The 16,818-nt window shown below is 72.1% G+C and carries 11 protein-coding genes; all 11 read right to left on the bottom strand.

Features of this window, described 5'->3' with window-relative positions; genetic code table 11:
* Position 1: 1 nt before the first annotated feature.
* The 11 genes from QHF85_RS21810 to QHF85_RS21760 all read right to left on the bottom strand — a co-directional run bounded on the left by QHF85_RS21810 (position 2) and on the right by QHF85_RS21760 (position 16,604).
* A complete protein-coding gene (locus QHF85_RS21810) occupies positions 2–976 on the bottom strand; it encodes a lysylphosphatidylglycerol synthase domain-containing protein (protein ID WP_281329188.1) in 975 nt (324 codons plus the stop codon).
* Positions 977–1,016: 40 nt separating this feature from the next.
* Positions 1,017–2,987: an ATP-binding protein gene (locus QHF85_RS21805; protein ID WP_281329187.1), complete on the bottom strand. Its 1,971-nt coding sequence runs from the start codon at positions 2,985–2,987 to the stop codon at positions 1,017–1,019.
* Between the two features lie 98 nt (positions 2,988–3,085).
* Positions 3,086–6,115, bottom strand: a complete 3,030-nt coding sequence (locus QHF85_RS21800; protein WP_281329186.1) for a PAS domain S-box protein — start codon at positions 6,113–6,115, stop codon at positions 3,086–3,088.
* 170 nt (positions 6,116–6,285) lie between these two features.
* On the bottom strand, positions 6,286–7,080 hold the full coding sequence (locus QHF85_RS21795; RefSeq protein WP_281329185.1) for a hypothetical protein: 795 nt from the start codon (positions 7,078–7,080) through the stop codon (positions 6,286–6,288).
* 320 nt (positions 7,081–7,400) lie between these two features.
* Complete coding sequence (locus tag QHF85_RS21790; RefSeq protein WP_281329184.1) at positions 7,401–7,937, bottom strand: sigma-70 family RNA polymerase sigma factor; 537 nt, start codon at positions 7,935–7,937, stop codon at positions 7,401–7,403.
* A gap of 239 nt (positions 7,938–8,176) precedes the next feature.
* Positions 8,177–8,506, bottom strand: coding sequence for a four helix bundle protein (locus QHF85_RS21785; protein WP_281329183.1), 330 nt, complete (start codon positions 8,504–8,506; stop codon positions 8,177–8,179).
* A gap of 143 nt (positions 8,507–8,649) precedes the next feature.
* Positions 8,650–11,661, bottom strand: coding sequence for a DUF4132 domain-containing protein (locus QHF85_RS21780; protein ID WP_281329182.1), 3,012 nt, complete (start codon positions 11,659–11,661; stop codon positions 8,650–8,652).
* Positions 11,658–11,993, bottom strand: coding sequence for a hypothetical protein (locus QHF85_RS21775; RefSeq protein WP_281329181.1), 336 nt, complete (start codon positions 11,991–11,993; stop codon positions 11,658–11,660). The genes QHF85_RS21780 and QHF85_RS21775 overlap by 4 nt, the downstream gene beginning before the upstream one ends.
* Positions 11,990–13,399: a hypothetical protein gene (locus tag QHF85_RS21770; RefSeq protein ID WP_281329180.1), complete on the bottom strand. Its 1,410-nt coding sequence runs from the start codon at positions 13,397–13,399 to the stop codon at positions 11,990–11,992. The genes QHF85_RS21775 and QHF85_RS21770 overlap by 4 nt, the downstream gene beginning before the upstream one ends.
* The gene (locus QHF85_RS21765; RefSeq protein WP_281329179.1) at positions 13,396–14,553 is read right to left on the bottom strand and encodes a VWA domain-containing protein; all 1,158 of its coding nucleotides are present in this window, start codon (positions 14,551–14,553) and stop codon (positions 13,396–13,398) included. Before QHF85_RS21765 ends, QHF85_RS21770 begins: the two co-directional genes overlap by 4 nt.
* The gene (locus tag QHF85_RS21760) at positions 14,550–16,604 is read right to left on the bottom strand and encodes a hypothetical protein (protein WP_281329178.1); all 2,055 of its coding nucleotides are present in this window, start codon (positions 16,602–16,604) and stop codon (positions 14,550–14,552) included. Before QHF85_RS21760 ends, QHF85_RS21765 begins: the two co-directional genes overlap by 4 nt.
* Positions 16,605–16,818: the final 214 nt, after the last annotated feature.

The following is a 16,818-nucleotide window of genomic DNA, read 5'->3' as shown; positions in this document are numbered from 1 at the left end:
CTCAGCGATTCGTATCGATGACCGCCTGCGATCCGGGGGGCGTCGAGGACGCGGGCATCGGCGTCTGGAATCGCATGAGCACGAGGGCGAAGACGATCTCGATGAGCGTGATGGCCACGCCCCACGCGGTGGTCGACGCCGCGATGGCCGCGAGGCGCTCGCTCTGGGTCGGGAAAACCGCGAAAGGTTCGAGGAGCGTGGCCGCGAGGACGTCCCGCGTCCCAAAGCCCTGCGGCGTGAGGGGCAACGTGACCGCGACCATCAGGACCGGAAGGAAGACGAACGCGCTCGCCGGAGGAATGCGCACGCCAAAAAACCAGAAGGGAATCCACGTGCCGAGGAAAAGGACGACGAGGTGCGGCAGGCGCGCGGCGAGCGCCCAGAGGTGGCCACGCACGCCCGCCTCGAAGAGGGGCGCGAGGAGGCGAATCGAGGCGAGCCGGGCCGGGCGAATCGCGAGGAGCGCGAGGTAGAGCAGGCCCGCGCCGAGGGGCACGGCGAGCCAAACGAGCGGCTTCTGCGCGAGGACGATGGCGACGCACGCGAGGCCCAGGATCGAGCCCATCCACGAGGCATAAACGAGCAGCGTGGCGCCGGCGACGCGGGCGAGGGGGACGCCGTGGATCCGGGAGAGGGCGACGGTGATGAAGGCCTGGCCGACGTGGTGGTTCACGAGGGAAGGCAAATAGGAGGCGCCGCGGAGGATGAAGAAATCACGAAATCGAATGGGCGCGACGGACCGGCGATAGACGAGCACGGTCGCCAGGCTGTCGGCGGCGCAAAGCGAGACCACGAAGACGGCGGCGAACGCGAGGAACGAGGGCGCCGAGACGCGCGCGAGGTGCTGCTGGAACGCCCGGAAATCGATGCGGTAGAGGACGAATGCGACGAGGGCGATCGAGACGACGAACGGCAGGACAGCGCGCACCACGGACCGCGTGCGCTCGTCGTCGGGGCGGGGAGGCGCTTCGGCCATCGGCGCGACGTTACCAGATCCCGGCAGAGGGGCAGGTCGATCAGCCGGCGCGTCGCACGGACGCCGGCGCGGCGAGGCGAGCGGCCATCCCGCGGCTCTCGGGCGCGAGCGGCAGCTCGACGGTGAAGGTCGCGCCGCGGCCCGGGCCCGCGCTCTCGGCGTACACGCGGCCGCCGTGGAGGTCGGCGATGTGTTTGACGATGGAGAGGCCGAGGCCGAGGCCGCCGTGGCGCCGCGACGAGGAGGCGTCCTCCTGGCGGAAGCGCTCGAAGAGGTGCGGCAAGAACTCGGGCGCGATGCCCTGGCCGGCGTCGCGGACGACGATGACGGCGCGGCCCCGCTGCGGCCGGACCACGACCTCGACGCGGCCGCCCGGGGGCGAGAACTTGATGGCGTTCGAGAAAAGGTTCCAGAGGAGCTGCTCGACGCGGTCGCCGTCGCCGACGAGGGGCTCGTCGATCGGCGTGATACGGACGTCGAGCGCGACGCCCTTCTGCTCGGCCGAGGGGCGCACGGTCTCGGCCGCGGAGGCGACGGCGGCGCCGAGATCGAAGGGCGCGACGTCGAGGTGGATCACGCCGGTGACGATGCGGCTCACGTCGAGCAGATCGGAGACGATCTGGGAGAGGGCGCGGGCGTTGCGCTCGATGACCCCGAGGCCCCGATCGAGCTCCGCGGCGCCGGGGGGCGAGCGCTTCAAGAGCTGGGCCCAGCCGAGGACGGAGGTGAGCGGCGTGCGCAGCTCGTGCGAGAGCGTCGCGACGAACTCGTCCTTGAGGCGGCTCACGCGCTCGGCCTCGGCGCGGGCGGCGCGCTCGGACTCCTCGACGTTGCGTCGATCGGTGATGTCGAGGGTCAAGCCCGCGGCGCGCACCACCTGGCCGTGTTCGTCGCGGTAGACCTGGCCGATGGAGGCGATCCAGCGGATTCCACGTGTCCGGTGGGGGACGCGGAGCTCGAGGCGGAAGTGCTCGTCGCGGCCGGCGAGCATGTGCTCGGCCTCGTCCACGATGCGCGCGCGATCGTCCGCGTGGATGGCGTCGATCCATCGCTCGACGGTCGGGACGTGCTTCGGATCGACGCCGTAGAGCTCGTAGTTTCGCTCGGACCAGACGAGGCGGCCCGTCGCCGGCTCCCAGGCCCATGAGCCCGCGCGGGCCGCGTCGAGCGCGAGCCGGAGGCGCGCCTCGCTCTCGCGCAAGGCCTGCTCGGCGCGGCGCAGGCGCGACAGATCGATCACGTAGAACATGCCCGTGAGGCCGCCGCGGTCGCGGCCGAGGGCGACGGCGCCGCCGATGAGGGCGGGGACGCGGCTGCCGTCCTTGCGGAAGAACTCCTTTTCGTAAGGCGCGCAGTACCCCGTCGAGCGGAGCTGCCGGCCGGCGTGCTCGTCGGCGCGGCGGTGCTCGCGGGGCGTCATGCGGCGCCAGTCGAGCTTGCCGCCACGCTGGGCGAACTCATGGGAGCTCAAACCAAGCAGATCGAGGAAGGCGTTGTTCGCCTCGACGATCGCGCTCCCACGGAACGTGGCGACGCCGAGGGTGCGGGAGGCGAGCAGGGTGCGGAAATGCCGAGCGTTCTGCGCGCTCGCCTGGGCGCGCTCGGTGAGGATGCGCTCGGCCTCGCGGCTGCGCTCGACCTCGCGACGCATGCGCCCGCTGACGACGCTGATGGCGAGGCCGATGCAGGCGAAGAGGACGAGCCGGGCGAGGTCGCCGGAGGTCGGGAGCGCGAACGCGTGGACGGGCTGGAGGAAGAAGAAGTCGCCCGCGCCGAGCGCGAGGAGGGTGGCGAGGAGGCCGAGCCAGAATCCACCTATCGCGGCGCAGAGGGCCACCGGCAGGACGAACGGGAGCATGGGCGAGGACGCGCCGAGAAAGGGGGCAAGGCTCTCGCGCAGCGCGACCGCCCCACCGACCGTGCCGAGCGCCAGGAAGAGGCCGACGGGGGTGCTTGTCCAGTGCCGCGGGCCTCTCCATTCTTCCGCGGCGAGGTCGGGACGAGACGGCATCAGGCCCCGTCCATAGAACACGCCCGGCGGAGGCGGGAGCCTGCGGGCGAGGGCGATGCCGGGTCGAACGCCACGCCAGGCGGCGCGATCGCGCGTCTCTAGCTCACCCTCTTCGGAGGCATGCTCCCCGAGGCGAGCGCGAACACGAGCGCGCGGAATGCTTCGGCTTCGAACGGTTTGAAGAGGAGCCGATCCCCGACGTCGCCGACGAACGACCGGACCTCGTCGGTGCACGCGCCGCCCGTCAAGAAGCCGACTCGACGATCGAGCGCGGGATCGAGCTCGAGCAAGGTGGCGTAGAGCGCGACGCCGCTCGTGCCGGGCATCATGAGATCACAGAGGACCGCGTCGAACCGCTCGCCCCCGCGCACGAGCCCGAGCGCCTCCTCGGAGCCGGAGGCGCAGACGAGGTCCATGTCGCGGCCGAGCATGCGGCGCACGGCGGCGCAGACGTAGGGCTCGTCGTCGACGAAGAGGACGCGGGGCCGGCCGTCGCGCCCCGCGGGGCGGAGGCCTTCGCGCAGGTTCTCCTCCGGCTCGGCGGCCGGGAGGATCACGCGGAAGGTCGTGCCGACGCCGGGCGTGCTCTCGACGCGGATCTCGCCGCCGAGGGCGGTGACGATGCTGTGACAAACCGGGAGGCCGAGGCCCATGCCCTCGCCGACGGGCTTCGTCGTGAAGAACGGATCGAAGAGGCGCGGGATGTGCTCGGGCGCGATGCCCACGCCGTTGTCGACGACCTCGACGGCGACGCGGCCGTCGAGCGAGCGCGTGACGAGGCGGATCTCGTTCTCGGACTCGGGCCGCTCGGGCATGGCCTGCGCGGCGTTGGCGAGGAGGTTGACGAAGACCTGGCCGAGCCGTGACTCGTTGCCGATGACCGCGGGCACGTCGCCGAACGCGCGCAGGACGCGGGCCCGGTTGCGCAGGGCGTGCTTCGTCATGCGGACGGCCTTTTCGAGGACGGCGTGCACGTCGATGGGGCCACGCTCGGCGGCTTCGCTGCCGACGCGGGAGAACGTGCTCATGTCGCGCACGATGGAGCGCATGCGGCGCGCGCCTTCGAGGGCCTCGTCGAGGGCCTGCGTGGCGGCCTCCAACGTGGCGGCGTCGGGAGGCGCGGCGTGCAGGGCGCCCGCGATGAACTCGAGGTTCGCGAGGACGAACGAGAGGGGGTTGTTGATCTCGTGGGCCACGCCGGCCGCCATCGTGCCGAGGGAGGTGAGCCGATCGGAGAGCAGCATGCGCGCCTCGGCGTGCCTGCGCTCGGTGACGTCGCGGCAGAACGCGACGACGGCGCGCGTCTCTTCGCCGTCGCGGATCGGGAAGAGGATGGTGTCGAAGACGAGGCGCGCGCGGGAGCTGCTCCAGCCGTTGCCGATGATGTCGAGGTTCACGTCCTGGCCGTGGATCTCGACGACCTCGCCCGCGTAGGCGCGCGCGAAGCACTGGTCCATGCCGGTCTCGACGTGGAGAGCATCGGTGAGGGCGTTGAAGATGCCGACGCCGTAGGTCGTGCTGGGCAGGCCGAGCTGCTTGCGGTGCGCCTCGTTCATGCGCACGGAGGTGCCGTGGGGGTCGAAGATCTGGATGCCCACGGGGGCGTTCTCGAAGACGGCCTGCGCGAGCTGCTCGCTCTCGCGCAGCGCGCGCTCGACGCGGCGCCGCTCGGTGATGTCGGTGGAGACGCCGATCGCGCCGGTCACGGCCCCCGACGCATCGAGCAGAGGCCACGAGGCGTGCTCGAACCAGAGACCACCGACCGAGACCTCGCCCTTGTAGACGCGGCCCGCGAGCGGCTCCTCGACCTGCGGCAAACCCCCGGGGTCGGTGGTGAGCTTGAAGACGGAGGTACCGACGAGCTCGCTCGGCCGGAAACCGAGGTGCACGAGGCCTTTGCCCTCGGCGAAGTTGATGGTGCCGTCGCGATCGACCCCCCACAGGATCACGGGGGCGTTGTCGAGCAGCGCGTGGAGGCGTGTCTCGTTCTCGCGGAGGAGCGCCTCCGATTGGCGCAGCTCCGTCACGTCGCGGCTCAGGATCAGCGCCTGCCCGCGAGGCAAGGAGGAGACACGGAGCTCGCGGAACATGGGGCGCCCGTCGGTGGCTTGTGTCTCGTACTCGAGCGTGAAGACGTGGGGCGTGCCGCGGACCTTCACCATGGCGTCGAGGATCCGCGCCGCGTGCGTCGAAGGGAGGAGCTCGGAGAGGTGCTTGCCCACCAGCGAGGGCAACGAGTCGACGCTGCGGCGCCGCTCCCTGCTGCCGAAATGCGCTTCGAGCATGGTGCCGTCCTCGGCGACGCGGAAGAGGTTGTCCGGGAACGCGGAGAGCAGGGTGCGGAGCTCGTCGTTCGCCCGCGCGAGGGCGCGCTCGACCTCGCGGATCTCGCGGAGGTCGGTCGAGACGGCGAAGGTGCGGAGGATCTTGCCCGCAGCGTCGCGCTCGACGAGCGTGGTCATCACCACCTCGAGGAGGCTTCCGTCCTTGCGCACGAACTCGTACCGGTTGCCGCGGCTGACGCCGCGCCGGAAGAGCTCGGGGATCCGCGCGAGGGCCTGCGCGCGGGAGCTCTCGGTCATGAAGTCGACGGAGCGGCGGCCGAGGACCTCCGCGCGCTCGTAGCCGAGCGCGTCGAGCCAGCCGCTGCTGACGCTGACGAGGCGTCCTTCCACGTCGATCGAGTGCAGGATGATCGGCGCGTGCTCGTAGAGGTGCTCGTGGCGGCGCTCGATGTCGCGCTTCTCGTCGCGGATGCGCTCTGTCGCCTGGACGCGGCGGCGGATCGCGGCGAGGCGCGGGCCGAGCCGCGGCGCGTCGTGCGGGAGGAGGAAGAGCTCGTCGGCGCCCGCGTCGACGAGCGCGTGGAGGTGCGCGTCCCCGTCACGCTCGGTCGCCGCCGCGAGGGCCAAGGCGCCGCCCCGCGCGCGCGCGGTGCGACAAGCGTGAAGGGCGGCGTCGGGCTCGTCGCCTTCGAGCTCGAGGACGACGACGAGGGACGGTCCGTCGAGCCGCGCGGGGTCCTCGATCGCGCAGAGCTCGAAGCCGGCGGCGCGGAGCTCGGCTTCGAGCGATTCGCGCGTCGGAGAGCATCGTCCGAGGATCGAGGCGGTGAGGCAGAGCGACAAGACCTTGACTATCTCGCGCGTGACGCGGTGCGCGCAAGGGCACGATCGACGCTGGCCCGCGCTTCACGCACGAGAGGCCTGGGGAGGGCGGAGAAAGGGAGAGGTGCCCCGTTCGGGTCGCAAAACCCGAAGGCACCGGAGAACGTGGCGTCGCGCGGCCAGGGCGGACTTCAGGGGGTTTGCGTCTCGTCCTGCACGGGCGGCGTCTGCTCGATTTCGCCCGTCTCGGGGTTCACGTCTTCAATGGGCTTGCGCTCGCGCAGGTAGCGCCGGATGGCTTCGTTCTGCACGAGAATGGGCTCGAGGAGCGTGCCGCGGGCTTTCCGATCGGCCTCGCTATCGGAGGGATACTTGCCCAGGATCAGGGCCACGGCTTGCAGCATGAGCGATTGCCCTTTGGCGCGCGCGTCTTTCACCTGGGCGAAGGTCAACGCACCGCCGGGCCCTTCGATGGCCGCGCGATATTGCCCTTCGAGGTCGCGGAGCCGCGCCACCTGCCGCGTGAGGCCGAGCTCCGCGACGAGCGCCTGGTAATCGGGCTCGTCGAGGCGCGACAGGATTCGCTGGACCTCCGCCAATTCCTCCACGAACCCGAGGGACGTGATGGCGCCCGCGCCTTTGGGAAACAGGACCAAAAGCATCGCCTGCGCCGCCTCCGCGAGCGGATCGCCCTCCGCGGAGGCCCGGATCTGCGCCTCGGCTCCGTCGCGGAAGGCCGTGAGGGCGGCGTCCACGTAGATATCGATTTGCCGTGCCTCCGGCGAATAGATGGTGGGCTTGCGGCCCGCCCATTTCGCCTCCAGCGCGCGCGTCTCCCTGTCGTGCGCGAGGGCCTCGCCCACGTGCGCGTCGAGGTCCACGAACGACGCGAGGAATGCGGCTTTCCTCACCTGGGAAAGGGCGAAGAGGCGTCGGCCCGTCGAGAACGTGTAGAAGCTGAGCAGGGACGCGAGGAGGGGAGCCATGCGGGCGGTCCTTTCGAAGGTCGGTCGAGTCAGGGCGTGGGGGGCGAGGCTCGCGCGTGAGAACGAAGCGGCGAGGGGCGGGTGCGGTTTTGTCCGTGAGCGAGAAGGAAAGGTGGACCGCGTGGGGGTCCTGGGTCGGCGGTCGGGTGAGGCGCGGCGAGGGGTGTGGGCGCCTCGGTTGGGGGTCGAACGGGGGTCGGGGTGGGGGCGAGGGGCGGTGGAGGGGGGTCGACCTGGGAGGGGGCAGGGGTCAGGCCATGAGGACGAGTGCGGGAGCGGGGGCGGGGGCGGGAGCGGGAGCGGGAGCGGGAGCGGAAGCGTTAGCGGGGAGCGCAGAGCGCGAGGCGGTTCCGGGCCAGTTGCAGGCGGGCGTAGGCGGTTTTGAGGCGGATTCGTAGGGCGCGGGCAATCTCCGGCATCGAGCGGCCTTCGATTTCGTAGGCGACAAGCACGGGGGCGAGCTTTTCGCCGAGCTTCTGGAGGATCCTCCAGAGGAGGCGGGTCGCGTCCATGGCCTGGGTCATTCGCGGATAAACCGCGGGCTCGGGGAGATCGGCGACGAGCGCTTCCGTCCGGTGTCGCGCGAGCTTGCAATGGTTCGCGGCCCGATAGACCGCGACCGTGTAAAGCCACGCTCGCGCATGCTCGTTCCAAACCACGCAGCCGCGCTGTCGCCACGCGAGGACGAAGACCTCCTGCGTGAGGTCGTCCGCGTCCCGATCTGGGACGCCACGCTTGAGGAGGACGGAACGAACGAAGCTCCAGCATTCGCGGTAAAACCGGGCGAAGAGCGCGTCGGGGGAGGGAACGGGTACAGGTTTCTTGGCGGATTCAGGGCAGACGTCTACGTTGCTCACAGCTTGTGAACTCCAGTGAGTTGGGGTTTGCAGGTCAGACGCCGGTCGGTGTGATAGCGCCGGCTGGCGTCGCTTGTTTTGTCTCATGAATTGCGGGCAAAGGCAATCGTAAAGGGGCGGATTGGTTCGTCGGGGGAGAGCCCGCGATCCATGCGGAATACGGCGAGGGCGCTCGTAATGGGCCCGCTGATCCAGGCGATAAGGGCGGGCCGCCTTTGGGGGACGGCCCGCCCTTCGATTCACGATGCGCGGCGGTAGACGAGGCGTGTCAGGGTGGCGATGACGTGGTCCATTCGGTCCAGCACCCGCGCATCGACGGTGCCGATGTAGCGCATGGCCTGGGCCACCTGCACGCACGCCAGCACTTCCCGGGCGGATCCGAGGGCGGAGGAGTAGCGCTGCCGCTTGTTTCCGGCGTGGTTCCCCATGCCTTCGGCCGTATTCAACGCCACGCTATGCATGGCCCTCCGCATTTGCCGAGCCAGGTCCGAATCCTTTCGTTCGATCGCCTCCGCAACCAGCGCCGCGTCCCCCGCCATCACCAAAACGACCTCATAGATCTTGAGCATAACGAAACCCTCCGCTCGCCGTCCCCGAGCGGGATTCCCTGATACCGTTCCCGCAAGCGCAAGCGCACGCGCACGCGCACGCGCAAGCGCACGCGCCTCCGCCTCCGCCTCCGCCTCCGCCTCCGCCTCCGCTCCCGCCGCGACTACCTCGCGCGTGGCGCAGCGCGCGCAAGGGCACGCTCAATGCTTGCCCGCGCTTCACAAACGAGAGCCCTGGGGACCGCGGAGAAAGGGAGAGGCGCCCCATTCGGATCGCAAAACCCGAACGCACCGGAAAACGCCGCATCGCGCGGCCAAGGCGGACTACCCGCGTCAAACCAAGCCGAGACGCTTTGGCCTCCGGACTCGTACACGAACGACCGCGTAGCGAGCCCCGGCCCGGTGCAAAAGCCCTCGTCCGCGAGCGCGCGCCGAAGGGCGGCCGCGTCGACGAGACGACGCGCGAGGACGAGGCTCTCAGCGCTCTCGAGCTCGTCGTCGGGGACGCCGCGGAGATCACGGAAGAGCTGGGGGAGCTCCTGTTTCACGCCGAGATCGCCCAGCAGCGCGCGCCATGCGGCCACGTCGGGCAAGCGGGCCGGATGGACGAGCTCGACCTCGGTCCAGCCGATCCAGCGGGCGTCGTAGTCGAGCGGCACCACGCCGAGGCCACGCGTGCGCTCCCACGTCCAGAGGAGCGCGAGATCGCGGGGAACTCCGGGATCCCGCGGGCGCGTGGTGATGACGAGGTGCCGGAGGAGCGAGGCGCACCAGGGATCGTCGAGCAGCCACGCGAGCTCGTCTGCGTGGAGGGGCGCGGCGCGGATCATCCGATCTTCGAGAAGCCGAACGGCCTCGTGCCTGCGGGCGCGCTCGGCGCGACGGCCGCGGACGAGCGCGCGGTAGCGTTCGTCCTTGCGTACGGCCGAAGGGACGCGGCGGAGCGGGGTTTTTCCGCCCTCGGCGGTGACGTGAAGCTCGCCGCGAGGGCCGAGCGAGACGACGTGGCCGGCGATCACGGCCGAGCGCGGCAGCGCGGGATCACATGCGGGGAGGGGCGCAGGATCGCGCGGGATTCGTCGCGGGAGGAGGGCCGCGAGCGGGCGCGCGGGATCGAGGTCCGGCAGCGGTAGATCGTGAGGGACGAGAGGTGGAGATGGATCGAGGTTCGCCGGTGCAGACGGCGGTGCATCGGCGAGGAAGCGCGGAGAGACGCCGACATCGCGGGCGAACGCTTCGGCGAGATCACGCGGGGAGCAAAGGAGAACGACGTCGCGGAGGGAGGGCTCGTCCGCGGTGGGGATGCGCAGCAGGTTCGTCGAGGTGAGGCGGGCGAGCGAGGAGGAGACGCCGCGCAAGGCGAGGGGCGAGGGCAGGAGGCGGCCGGCGCCGGCGCGTACGAGGGGCGTCGCGTCGGCGATACGCGCGAAGGCGAGGTGATGCGAGCCAGCCTCGCGCGCGTCGAGCGACGAGAGCGACCACGCGAGGAGGACGAACCGTGCGTCGCGTGGATCGGAGAGGCCAGGGAGGGCGGGCGCGGGCCAGCGCTCGGGGCGGAGGGACGCGCGATCGGCGAGGGAAGCGCGCGAGAACGCGAGGCCGCGGAGGAGCGCGGCGGGATCGGGGTGCGCGAGGTGGAGGGTCGGATCCGCGGCAGCGACGGCGCTCGGGGTGACGAGGTGAGGATCGAGGGGCCGCGTGAGGGCGTCGGCGAGGGAGAGCGCGTCCTCGGCGAGATCGAGGGAGGTGCGCTCGTCCTGTGCGAGGCCGAGGAGGCGGAGAGCCCAGACGAAGGCGAGCGCGGGGGAGGCGGAGGATGCGGCCTGCTCGGCAGGCGCGGCGAGCGCGGCGAGCGTCGCGGCGACGAGCGGCGCGGGCAGCCATCGCGCGAGGGAACGGACGCGGCTCGTGCGTGTGCCGGTGCGTGGCGGTGGGGTTGTCTCGGCCGGGCAGAGGCGGGCGCCTGCGCTGCGACGGAGCGCATCATCGAGCCCGCGGGAAGGATCCACGCGGCGTACGGCCGCGTCGAGATCGGCGAGGAGCGCGGCGAGGAGCGGGCGTGCCGCGGTGGCGTCGAAGGCATCCGCGAGCGCGCCGCCGATCTCGTCCGCGTGATCGAAGAGGTTCGTCGCGGCGACGTGGGCGAGGTGAAGCAGGGCCCGGATGCAGGTGTCCTCGGCAGACGCGTTTCTCTCGCGCGCGAGTGCGCCGAGGAGGCGACGCGTGACGTCGAGGAGGAGCGAGGTGTCGTCGCTCGGGCTTCCGGGCAGGAGCACGTCGAGCACGGCAGCGAGGCGCGACGCGTCGAGGTCGCCGAGCATGGCGCGGAGCGCGAAAGCGAGGTCGCTGCGCACGCGAGGGCCCAGGTCGTTCGAGGCAAACGAGCGCGCCCAGAGCGCCCCGAGCCGCGCGCGTACGAGCGAGGCCTCGCCCGCGGGCGCCCACGTGCCCGCGAGGCCGAAACAACCGAGGAGGGCCGCGTCGATCCGGGACGCGGCCGCGGCGGGATCCTCCAAGGCCTGCGCCGCGCTCGTCAGGGCCGCCATCGTCCCCGGGGGCACGTCGGTGCCGGCTTCGAGGCGACGTCGCAACACGCCGAGGCGCAGGGACAAACCCGCGTCGGGCCCTGCGCGCTCGGCCGCGACGTCGACGAGCTCTCCGGGCGGGGTCGCTCCGTAGCGGGGCGAGGTCACCGCCGCGACGAGAAGCGCCGCGGAGACGGGCGCGCGCCGAGCAAGCCGGGCGAGGCGGCGGAGCGAGCGCGCCGCGTGCTCCTCGTCGCCGAGGGCGAGGAAGGTCCGCGCGGCTTCGAGCCACATCGAGGCCGCCGCGTCCGGGCCGATCTCCTCGAAGAGCGCCTCGAGCGCCTGGAACGCCTGCTCCGCGCGGCGAGGGCGCGCCTCCGCGAGGGCCGTGGCGCGGAGGTACACCCGGCTCGCGCGGCGCACGCGTTCGTGATGGGCAGCGTCGTCCGGTCGATCGCCGTGCAAGCGAAGCGGGAAGGGGACTTCTTGGCGAGGCTCGATCCGCAGGGGCAGGGCGTCCTCGGCGAAGTAGCCCTCGTGCTGCTCGACGACGCGGCGCGCAGGCCAGGCGTCCGCGCGGACCTCGACGACACGCACGGTCGAGACGAGGGAGCGGAGGCGCACGAGGAAGACGGCCTCGGGATCGATCACGGCGCCTCCGTGTCGTCGTCGTCCTCGGCCCCGAACGCAGCGAGCAGCTCGGAGCGCGCAAGACGAGCGGAGAGCGCTTCGATCCGGTCGTACGACGCGAGCAGCGCCTCGGCGAGCGCTGCGTTCGGTTGCGGCCCGAGCCCCGCTTGCGCGTCGAGCGCCGCGGCCACGGCTTCGAGCCGCGTCGCGAGGTCGAACAGGCCGATCGCGCGCGCGTCCGCCGCCAGCCGCCGGAACGAGAGCGCCCGGTGCTCCGTGCGCTCGAGCGCACCGGCCGCGGCGAGCTCCTCGATCGCCGCGCGCGCGAGGCGCGAGAGCCGCTCCGCGATCACCGCGTCACCTCGAGCGTGGGATCCACGACGTCGAGCGTGAGATCGAGCGTGGTGCCGTCCGCGAGCATGGCCGAGAGGGGCTCGATCACGAGCGCGCCTCCTTCGCGAGCGAGGCGGACGCAGAGAAAGCGCGGGGGCCTCGCCGCGCGGCTCAGCACTTCGAGGTTGTCGAACAGGAGCGAGCGCTCCTCCCGGAACGAGAGCGAGGTCCGGAGCTCCACGCCCGCGGAGGCGCGCATCCGGAGCGAGAGCGCCTGCGTCGCGTGATCGAAGTCGCTCGGGGACAAACCTTGCACGGGCAGGACCACGATCGGCGAGGAGCGCGGCGGGCGGCCGAGCGCGTCGAAGCCGAGGGAGCGGACGAGCCGCGCCGCGTCCTTCGGGCCCGCAAGGACGTGCTGCGCGAGGCGGGCGTCGCCCAGCGGGAGCGCCGGCCGCATCACCACGCTCGTCGCGCGGCTGCCCGAGAGGCGCCCGTGCGAGAGCGCGATCCGCGCGCCCGAGAGCGCGAACCGACCGCGCGAAAGATCCCGCATCGTGATGCCGCTCCGCGCGAACGCGGGCCCAGCCGCGAGCCCCTCCGCCCAGGCGCGTGGATCCGCGGGCCGCGCGGGTTTTCCCTTCGTGAGCAGCGTCCGCGCGAGCACCCGATCCTCGCCGAGCACGGCCACGTATGCCGTCACCCCCGCGACGCCTCCCGCCGCGACCCACGCTTCGAGCCCGAGCCCCTGCACCTCGATCGGCGGCACCTCGACGTACGCGCGTTGCGACGCGCCCGCGATGTCTTCGAGCGGCAGCGCGCCCGTGTTCGCGCGGAGCGCGCGCCCGAGGTTTCGCGTGATCGCGAGCTCCCGGAGCGCATCCGCCTCGGCCGCGCCCGCGTCCGGGCCGTCGAGCGCCGGCAAGAGCGCCGCGAGCCGTTCGAGGGCCCGCGCGATTCTGCCGAGCCCTGCATCCCGTGGCCCTCGTGATCGCGGGCGCATCGCCGTCGCGCGCGCGGCAAGCTCGCGCACCCGATCCCCCGAGACACGCGCCGCGCGCCGCAGGCCGAGCGTCACCACCTCGGCCATGAGCGCGTCCACCTCGGCAAGGATCGGCGCGAACCGCGCGGCGTCCTCCGCGGGCAGCGGCTCGGCCTTCGAAGGCTCGGGGAACACGACGGGCGGCGGCTCCGTGGGGCCCGCCCGTCCGCCGAGATCACGCGCCCGTTCGTCGCCATGCGCGACCAACCGATGCAGGCACGCGGGCGCGTCCCCCATCGGGCAATCACACACGACGCGGCCTTCGCGCCACGTGACCGTCGCGCCTCCGACGCGCACGGCGCTTTCCCCCATCGGCGCCGCGACGAGCGCGGTGCGCGCGGCCGCGCGACGCATCCCGGCCGGTGTTTCCCGGCGCAGCGTCACGTCTCGCCTCCCCGCACGTGACGCCCGACCCAGGCGGCGAGCTCGCGCGGCGTCATGGCGCCGATCGGCATCCCGAGCGCCGTGAGCGCCCCGGTCACGCGCCGGTCGAAGCCACCCGCGCCCTTGTCGCCGAGGGCCACGAGGCCGAGCACCGTCACCCCGGCGTCGAGCAGATCCTTCACCCGCGTCACGAGCGCAGAGAGCGCGCCTCCCTCGCGGAAATCCGAGATCAACACGACCAGCGTGCGCCGCGGCTCCGCGACCAGCGTCGCGGCGTATCCGACGGCCCGCGAGAGCAGCGTCCCGCCTCCGAGTTGCAGCGAGAAGAGCACCTCCACGGGATCGCCGGCGATCTCCGTCATGTCCACCACGTGCGTGTCGAACGCGACGAGGCGCAGATCGATCGACGGGACCGAGGCGAAAATCGCGGCCAGGATCGCCGCCTGCACGACGCTGTCCACCATCGAGCCGCTCTGATCCAAGAGGACGATGAGCCGCATGCGCGACTGCCTCGCGAGCCGCCGCCGGAACACGAGCCGCTCGACGCCGAGCACGCCGCGCGCGCGGTCGTAGTGCCGGAGGTTCTCCCGTACGGTGCGCCGCGCGTCGAGGTTCGCGAGCACGCGCAGGTTCGTCCGGCCGCGTGGCCCGGACGAACCCGTGAGGGAAGGGGCGAGCTCTTTGGCGAGCGCGCGCGAGAGATCCCGCACGGCCTCCTCGATGAGACGCCGGGCCGCGGGGAGCGAGGCCTCCGGGATCTGCCCGCGGAGACGCACGAGCAGCGCGAGGATCGCGGGCGAAGGCGTCACCGAGGCGAGCGCCGCAGGATCTTCGAGCAGCGCCGCGAGCCCGTGCCGCGCGGCCGCGTCCTCTTCCAGGACCACGCGCGCCTCGGGCGGGAAGAGCTCCTCCACGCTCGCGAGCCACGTCGAAGTTCGGAGCACGCTCGGCCCGAGGCCGGCGCCGCGCGCGCCTTCGTGCGAGGGGCCGCGGCGGAACGCGCGGTCGTAGAGGAACGAAAGATCCTCGTCGATCCGCAAAAGCACCTCGTCGCCTTCGAGGGGGCTGCCGAGCGAGCTGTCCGCGAAGCGCCCGAAGAGCAGCCGCAGCCGCCGCGCCGCCTCGCGCTTCTTTTCGTCTGCGCCCTCCGTCATCGCGCCTCTCCGCCGCACGAGACGAGCCGCGCCGACGGTGCCTCGATCAGCACCTCGCACCGCGCGATCGCGTCGTGCACCGGCGCGAGGACGAACGCGTCTCGCTCGATCACGAGCGTCGGGCCCTCGGCGATCGCCGCGAGCAGCTCGGCCCGCGCGACTTCGTCGGAGCGATCGGCCATCCGGTGCACCTGCACGAGCGGCAAGATCCGGCGGCCCGCTTGTTCCAGGACGAACTCGCCCGACACCTCGGTCCCCGGCCATTCCGCGGGCGCGTTCGCCGCGCGCTGGAGGTAATACGCGAGCAGGGTCGCGTCGTAATGCGCGACCGTGACGATGCGTTGTTCCGAGCGGCTCGCGGCGATCGCGGCGAAGCGCGGCATGAACGCGTCCGCGTCGGGCAAGTAGGTGAGGTGAGGGCGAGGCGCGCCGAGGACGAACAGCATCGGCAGCGCGGCGCCGCCGAGGATCGACCAGATCCACGATGGCACGTCGACCTGCGGGGCCAGCGCGAGCGCGAGCGCGACGACCGGCGCCACGGCGCCGATGTAATACGGCTGCACGCGCGAGATCTCCGCGACGAACGACATCCCGAGCGTCGACACGAGGAGCGCGCCGGCCGATACGAGGGCCCCTGCGCATCGGGGCGCTCGAAGTCCGAGGATCGCCGTCGATGCTCCGAGGACGATCATCCCGGGACCGACGCCGTCGAAGAGCTCTTTGACGACGTACCCGAGCATTCCGCGCGGCGAGCTGTCGCCCCACGCGAGATCCGGGAACCGCGCAGCGACCTCACGCGCCCCGTGATCGCGCACGATCGTCATCGCCAAAAGGACGAACGCCGGCGCGCCCAGCGCCGCCCCCACGCCGATCGGCAACGCCACGGTCCGCAGCGGTTTGCGCGCAGCGACGAACCCGAGCAGCACGCCCGCGATCACGAGCGGCGCGAGGTAATACGTCCACGCGAGCAGCGCCGTCGACGCCGCGAGCCCGATCCGCGCCGCCCGCGAAGGCCCCTCCGCGAGCCGCGCCGCGAGCGCGCACGTCACCACCACGAGCAGCCCGAACATCGGGATCTCGCTCACCTCGCGAGAGCGAGCCACGAGCTCCGGGCTCACGGCCACGACGAGCGCCGCGATCGCCCCGAGCGGCCCTGCGCGCCCTCGCACGATCCGCCCGCCCCACACGATCGCCGGCGCGATCAGCGCCCCCGCGATCGCCGCGGGCGCGCGCATCACCGCCTCCGAACCCCCGAACATCCGGGCCGCGTGCAGCACGACGAACCAGAGCGGCGGGTGCCGATCCTCGAGCCCCTTGCCCGTCAGGATCTCGCCGAGCGGCAGCGACCCCGTGAAGAGACGTTGCACGTCCTGGTCATGCACGAACGGCAGATCGAGGTGCACGATCCGCAACACGAGCCCGAGGCCGAAGAGCGAAGCCGCCACGAGCGCGTCCCCTCGCCGGAGCGACCCGACGAGCCCCATCGCGAGCGCGAGCAGCGCCGGGACCACGATCATGCGGATCCCTTCGAGCCGCCCGAGCATGCGCGCCACGGCAGGTGGCTCCGGCTCGGCCGCGAGCGCAATCGACGAGGGCGCGCCGAGCCCCGTATCGTTCCGGTCGATCGCGTCGCGCAGCGCCTGCGTCACCGCTTCCAGATCCTCGATCGGCGCGCGGGATCGCGGCGTCTCGTACGCCACGCCGAAGCTCTTCGTCTCGCGCACGCCGGGCCATCGCCCCCGATCCACGACGTGCAGCTCGATCCGCCCCGCGGGCCCCTCCGGCCCGGCCTCGCGCCGCGCCGTGAAGATCACGTCCTGCTCCTCGCCTCGTCGCGGCGGAGACAGGTGATACCCACGCGCGACGACCGCTCCCGGCGCGAACGGGAGGACGAGAGCCTCCCACGTCACCTTCCTCGGCGCTTCGGCCCCGGGCCAGAGCAAGAACGACGCCGCGAGGAGCGACGTCCCGGCGAGGAGCACGCGGAGCCACGGCCTCTCCGCGAACGCCCTCGCCCTCCGGAGGGCACCGCGCAATCCCCGCTCTGCCATCCGTGGCTCGGACGCTAGAGCATCGAACGGTTCGATGCTCTGGAAGATCGCGAAGCGATCTTCCCTCGGGGGGTGAATCGGCCGGGCTTTGCCTGGCCGAGAGGGGGACGCGAGGCGTCCCCCTCGGGACGAAAGAGTCTAGAACATCGATCGGTTGTCAAACCGATCGATGTTCTAGACGACGGGCTCCGGCGGGTAAAGTGGACACCGCGAA

This window comes from Polyangium sp. 6x1, from assembly GCF_029946515.1.
Taxonomy (GTDB): Bacteria; Myxococcota_A; Polyangia; order Polyangiales; family Polyangiaceae; genus Polyangium.
Note: the sequence above shows the minus strand (reverse complement) of the source record. Positions and strands in the feature narration are given on the sequence as shown.

Excerpts from the sequence above, each read along its gene's own strand:
- QHF85_RS21765 (WP_281329179.1), bottom strand. The coding sequence starts at position 14,553 with ATGACGGAGGGCGCAGACGAAAAGAAGCGCGAGGCGGCGCGGCGGCTG.
- QHF85_RS21785 (WP_281329183.1), bottom strand. The coding sequence starts at position 8,506 with ATGCTCAAGATCTATGAGGTCGTTTTGGTGATGGCGGGGGACGCGGCG.
- QHF85_RS21795 (WP_281329185.1), bottom strand. The coding sequence starts at position 7,080 with ATGGCTCCCCTCCTCGCGTCCCTGCTCAGCTTCTACACGTTCTCGACG.
- QHF85_RS21760 (WP_281329178.1), bottom strand. The coding sequence starts at position 16,604 with ATGGCAGAGCGGGGATTGCGCGGTGCCCTCCGGAGGGCGAGGGCGTTC.
- QHF85_RS21810 (WP_281329188.1), bottom strand. The coding sequence starts at position 976 with ATGGCCGAAGCGCCTCCCCGCCCCGACGACGAGCGCACGCGGTCCGTG.
- QHF85_RS21805 (WP_281329187.1), bottom strand. The coding sequence starts at position 2,987 with ATGCCGTCTCGTCCCGACCTCGCCGCGGAAGAATGGAGAGGCCCGCGG.